This window comes from Corallococcus sp. CA041A, assembly GCF_003612075.1.
Lineage (GTDB): Bacteria > Myxococcota > Myxococcia > Myxococcales > Myxococcaceae > Corallococcus > Corallococcus exiguus.
Genome location: NZ_RAWF01000434.1, coordinates 1 through 4,526 on the forward strand (window position 1 = coordinate 1; position 4,526 = coordinate 4,526).

A 4,526-nucleotide genomic window follows, 5' to 3' on the forward strand; every position below is an offset into this window, starting at 1 on the left:
GCGCCCCCCCGTCCCACGGGGAGCACGCCCACGGTCCGTCCGACCGGGGGGACCGGTCCGCAGCGCGTGCTGCTGGTGGACGACAGCCGCTCCATCCGGACGCTGCTGAAGATCTACCTGATGGCCCGCAGCTTCGAGTTCCTGGAGGCGGAGTCCGCCGAGGAAGGCCTCAAGGTCGCCGAGGCGGAGCAGGTGGACCTCATCCTCACCGACTTCCACATGGACGGGATGAACGGCGCGGACTTCGCCGGGCAGATCCGCGCCAGCAGCAACGCCAGGCTGTCCAAGGTCCCCATCCTGATGATGACGGGCGATCCGAACGTGGCGGAGGTGCGCGCACTGGGCCAGAAGGCCGGCATCAGCGCCTTCGTGCGCAAGCCGGTGAGCTGCGCGCAGCTGATGACGCTGGTGGACACCATCCTCCCGCTGCCCCGCGCCACCGCGAAGTAGCGAAGCTTCAGGCCGGGCGCGCGAGCGCCCGCCGCTTGCGCAGCACCTCACCCACGCGCACGGCCAGCAGCAGCGCCAGGACGGCCCCGTAGAGCACCGGCTCCGTGACGTCCTTCTTCACCCGCCACACGAAGTGCACCACGCCCAGCACCGCGGCCACGTAGGCCAGCCGGTGCAGGCGCTGCCACGTGGGGAAGCCCAGCTTCCGCACCCACTTGTTCGTGGAGGTGACGGCCAGCGGCACCAGCAGCATCAGCGCGGTGAAGCCCACGGTGATGAAGGGCCGGGTGAAGACGTCCTCCGCCATGGCGCGCACGTCCAGGCCCTGATCCAACACGGAGTAGGTGAGGAAGTGCGCCGCCGCGTAGGTGAAGGCCAGCAGGCCCAGCGTGCGGCGGATGCGCGCGGGCCACGTCCAGCCCGTCACCAGCCGCACTGGCGTGCACGCCAGCGACCCCAGCAGCACCGCCAGCGCGAAGAGGCCCGTCTGGTTGAGGGCGAACTCGATGCCGTTGGCCCCCAGCTGTCCCTGCGCCCCCTGCATCGCGAGCAGCAGCAGCGGGGAGAGTCCTCCGACGGCGATGGCGGGGTTCAGCCAGGGGAGCTTGGAGGAGGCCATCGTTCAGAAGTCCCGCTTCAGGTCCATGCCGCTGTAGAGGCCGGCCACGGCGTCCGCATAGCCGTTGAAGGGCAGCGTGGGCCGGCGCGAGGTCTCACCGATGCGGCGCTCCGAGGCCTGGCTCCAGCGCGGGTGATCCACCGCCGGGTTCACGTTGGCGTAGAAGCCGTATTCGCGCTTGTTGGTGATGTTCCACGTCGTGGGCGGCTGCTCGCGCGTGAGCGTGATGCGGACAATGGACTTGATGCCCTTGAAGCCGTACTTCCACGGCACCACCAGCCGCAGCGGGGCGCCGTTCTGCGCGGGCAGCTGCTTGCCGTACAGGCCCGTGGCCAGCAGCGTCAGCGGGTGCCGCGCTTCATCCAGGCGCAGGCCTTCAACGTAGGGCCAGTCCAGCACCGGGCTCTTCTGGCCGGGCAGCTGCTCCGGGTCCTCCAGCGTGGTGAAGGCCACGTACTTCGCGAACGACGTGGGCTGCACGCGGTCCAGCAGCTTGCCCAGGGGCAGGCCCAGCCACGGAATCACCATGGACCAGGCTTCCACGCACCGCATCCGGTAGACGCGCTCCTCCAGCGGGAAGGCGGAGATGAGCTGATCCACGTCCACGGTCCACGGCTTGTGGACCTCCCCGTCGATGACGACCGTCCACGGCCGCGTCTTCAACAGGTGCGCGCGGCGGGCCGGGTCGTTCTTGTCCAGGCCGAGCTCGTAGAAGTTGTTGTAGGTGGTGATGTCCTCGTAGGGCGTGCGCGGCTCGTCCGTGCTGAAGAGGCCCTGGGCGGGCACCACCGGCTGGGCCACCGCGCCCGCGTCCGGCACGAAGCCGTCCATGGGCCGGGTGCGCTTCATGCCCAGCAGGTACAGCCCGCCGCCCACCACCGCGGCGGTGCCCGCGAACAGGCCCGCGTTCTTGATGAACTCGCGGCGGCGCACGTAGAGCTTCTCGGGCGTCACTTCGGAGCCAGGGGGCTCGGGAGGGAGCTTGTCGCGCATGACTCCCTCTATAACGCCCCAGCCCCTTTTCCGGTTACCGCCGGGCGTCCTTCGCCCGCCACAGCCGCCACCAGGGCGTGCCGGGGGACTGATGGTGCTCCCAGTGATAGCCGAAGAAGAAGCACGACAGCAGGGCCCACAGGTGGTTGCGAGGCAGGGAGCGCGCGTGGTGCGGCGCCATTCCCTCCGTCTCCGGGCGCCGGTGCGGCAGGTAGGTGCCGAAGTAGAACAGCTGCACGGTGGCCAGCACCGACGGCAGCACCCAGAAGGCCAGGATGCGCGCCTGGGGCACGCCCAGCCACAGCAACACGTTGAACTTCAGCGCCATGACCGCGATTTGCAGCCACGTCGTGTAGCGGACCATGAAGGCCCCGAACCACGGCCAGAACGACACGCCCCGCGCCGCGAAGTCCGGGTCGTGCTCGCCGGTGGGGTCCTCGTGGTGCGCGCGGTGGTTCACCACCAGCCGGCGGTAGGACAACCCCGCGAAGAGGAAGCAGGCCAGCATCCCCACCGCCGCGTTCACCCGGCGATTCAGGGACACGGTGCCGTGCATGGCGTCATGCCCGGTGATGAAGAGGCCGGTGGACAGCCACATCTGCAGGAGGACATGCAGCCAAGGGAGCGGTGAAGCCCACGGCAGCGCGGGCCCCACCAGCATCCACGCCAGGTGCCCACCCCACGCGCCCACCACCGCGAGCGCGAGCACGACGCCCCACGGGTCGGGAGGGGCGGGACGGGTGGAGGGCTCGGGCGCCATGGCTCCCTTACTGGCCGGGCCCCGCCCCCCACGCACGAAAAACGCGCGCGGGAGGACGGAGCGTGGCCGGGGACACTACTTCGCCGCGGCCGGGGCGCCGAAGTCCTTCACCAGCGAGTCGGCGGTGACGTAACGCGGCTCGATGTCCACCGGCACGTTCTTCAGCCGCTCCAGCACCTTCTGCACGGAGGGGCGCACCACGCCCTGCTTCGCGAGCAGCGCCTCCGCGGCGGTGCGGTCGCCCGAGGCCTGAAGGGCCATGAGCTGGTTCGTCAGCGACGTGACGGCCGCCTGCATCTTGTCCGGCACCACTTCGAACGTGCCGTCCGCGTTCACCTTCACCGCGCCGGTGTCCAGGAAGTGGTTGAGCTGCAGCGCGATGCCCTTGCCGTGCGCCTCGTCGATGCCGAAGCGGATGGAGCGGAACGCGGACGCGAGGAACGTCGTGTACATGGTCCGCTGCAGGTCCTTGTCCAGCGTGCCCTTGTCCACCAGCCGCTGGAGCGCCCACAGGCCGGAGATGTCCGCCTTGGCTTCCTCAATGGCGCTGGAGGCCGCCTGCAGCGCCTGACGCACCGTCGTCTGCTTCCCGTTCACGGTGACGTTGTGGGGCCCCAGGCCGTGCATCAGCTCGTGCATGAGGATGTGCGTGAAGAAGGCGTCGAAGGACACGTCCTTGCGGTCCTTCGCGGGCAGCGCCACCTTCGCGATGGGCAGCAGCACGCGCTGGAACTTGGCCTCCTGGATGTTCTTCAGCATCACGCGCTTGGTGCCCTTCTCCGCCGCCACGCGCTCGTCGTTGGGCAGGTTGAAGGCCGCCGTCTGCACGCCCCGGTTGCCGTCTCCGGAAGAGTAGATGCTGTTGATGACGCGGATGGGGGCCAATGCGCCCAGCTTCGGGTTGCGCAGGCCCGGCTCAATCGGGAGGTTGTTCTCCAGCTCCTGGAGCTCCGCGCTGAACTTCGCCAGCTTCTGCGTCTCCGCGTCGTCGCGCACGCCGATGAAGGCCTCGAACGCGGCCTTGTAGTTGAACCAGCCGTCCTCGTAGACCTCATAGGGCCCGATGGTGGGGTCCACGCTCGCGTCCAGCTCCATCCACGCGACCTCGCTCGCGTAGTAGTCGTTGGACAGGAACGCCGCCGCGCGCGTCTCCAGGAAGCGCTTCAGCGTGGGCTGCTGGGTGAGCGCCGCCGCCTCACGCAACAGCTGCGCGGCCATGCCCAGCTCGCCCTGATACTCGACGCTGTAGGGCACGCTCACGAACTTGCCGTCCGTCCCCTTGCGCAGCGTGGTGAAGAAGCCCGTGGCCTCGTGCTGCTTCGCCTCCGGAAGGCTCTTCACCCACGCCTCCACCTCCGCCTTGGTGGCGCCGGCGGGATAGAAGTTCCCCTCGTCCGGCTTGGCCGGCACGCCGGGGATGAACGGCTTCGCCTCGTCCAGGCGCGACCAGGGGCCCTTGTTGAGCAGGAACGCGTGCAGCCGCTCCTTGCCCAGGGGCGTGGTGTCCTTCACCAGGTCCAACAGCAGCGTCTGGTTGCCCGCCCACGCCTGGCCCAGGAAGAGCGGGTCCATGATGCGGGCCGCCTGGAGGACCTTGGCCAGGGCGCGCTTCTCCGCGTCCGGCAGCTTGGACACGTCCACCTTGACGTCCACGGGGGCGAAGCGCGCGGTCATCCGCTTCAGCGTCGGGGCGTCGGGCAGGCG

At 69.4% G+C, this 4,526-nt stretch carries 5 protein-coding genes; 1 reads left to right on the plus strand and 4 read right to left on the minus strand.

Features of this window, described 5'->3' with window-relative positions; all coding sequences use genetic code 11:
• The coding region (locus D7V77_RS40420; RefSeq protein ID WP_147452327.1) for a response regulator at window positions 1-450 on the plus strand (450 nt) is incomplete at its 5' end.
• Window positions 451-457: 7 nt separating this feature from the next.
• Here the strand turns inward: D7V77_RS40420 and D7V77_RS40425 are convergent.
• The 4 genes from D7V77_RS40425 to D7V77_RS40440 form a co-directional block, all read right to left on the minus strand.
• Entirely contained in the window at window positions 458-1,069 is a 612-nt protein-coding gene (locus tag D7V77_RS40425; protein ID WP_120581508.1) for a sulfite oxidase heme-binding subunit YedZ, read from the minus strand.
• A 3-nt stretch (window positions 1,070-1,072) separates the two neighbouring features.
• The gene (msrP, locus tag D7V77_RS40430; RefSeq protein WP_120581509.1) at window positions 1,073-2,062 is read right to left on the minus strand and encodes a protein-methionine-sulfoxide reductase catalytic subunit MsrP; all 990 of its coding nucleotides are present in this window, start codon (window positions 2,060-2,062) and stop codon (window positions 1,073-1,075) included.
• A gap of 34 nt (window positions 2,063-2,096) precedes the next feature.
• Complete coding sequence (locus D7V77_RS40435) at window positions 2,097-2,822, minus strand: fatty acid desaturase (protein ID WP_120581510.1); 726 nt, start codon at window positions 2,820-2,822, stop codon at window positions 2,097-2,099.
• 75 nt (window positions 2,823-2,897) lie between these two features.
• Window positions 2,898-4,526: hypothetical protein (locus tag D7V77_RS40440; RefSeq protein ID WP_120581511.1), on the minus strand; the 1,629-nt coding region annotated here is incomplete at its 5' end.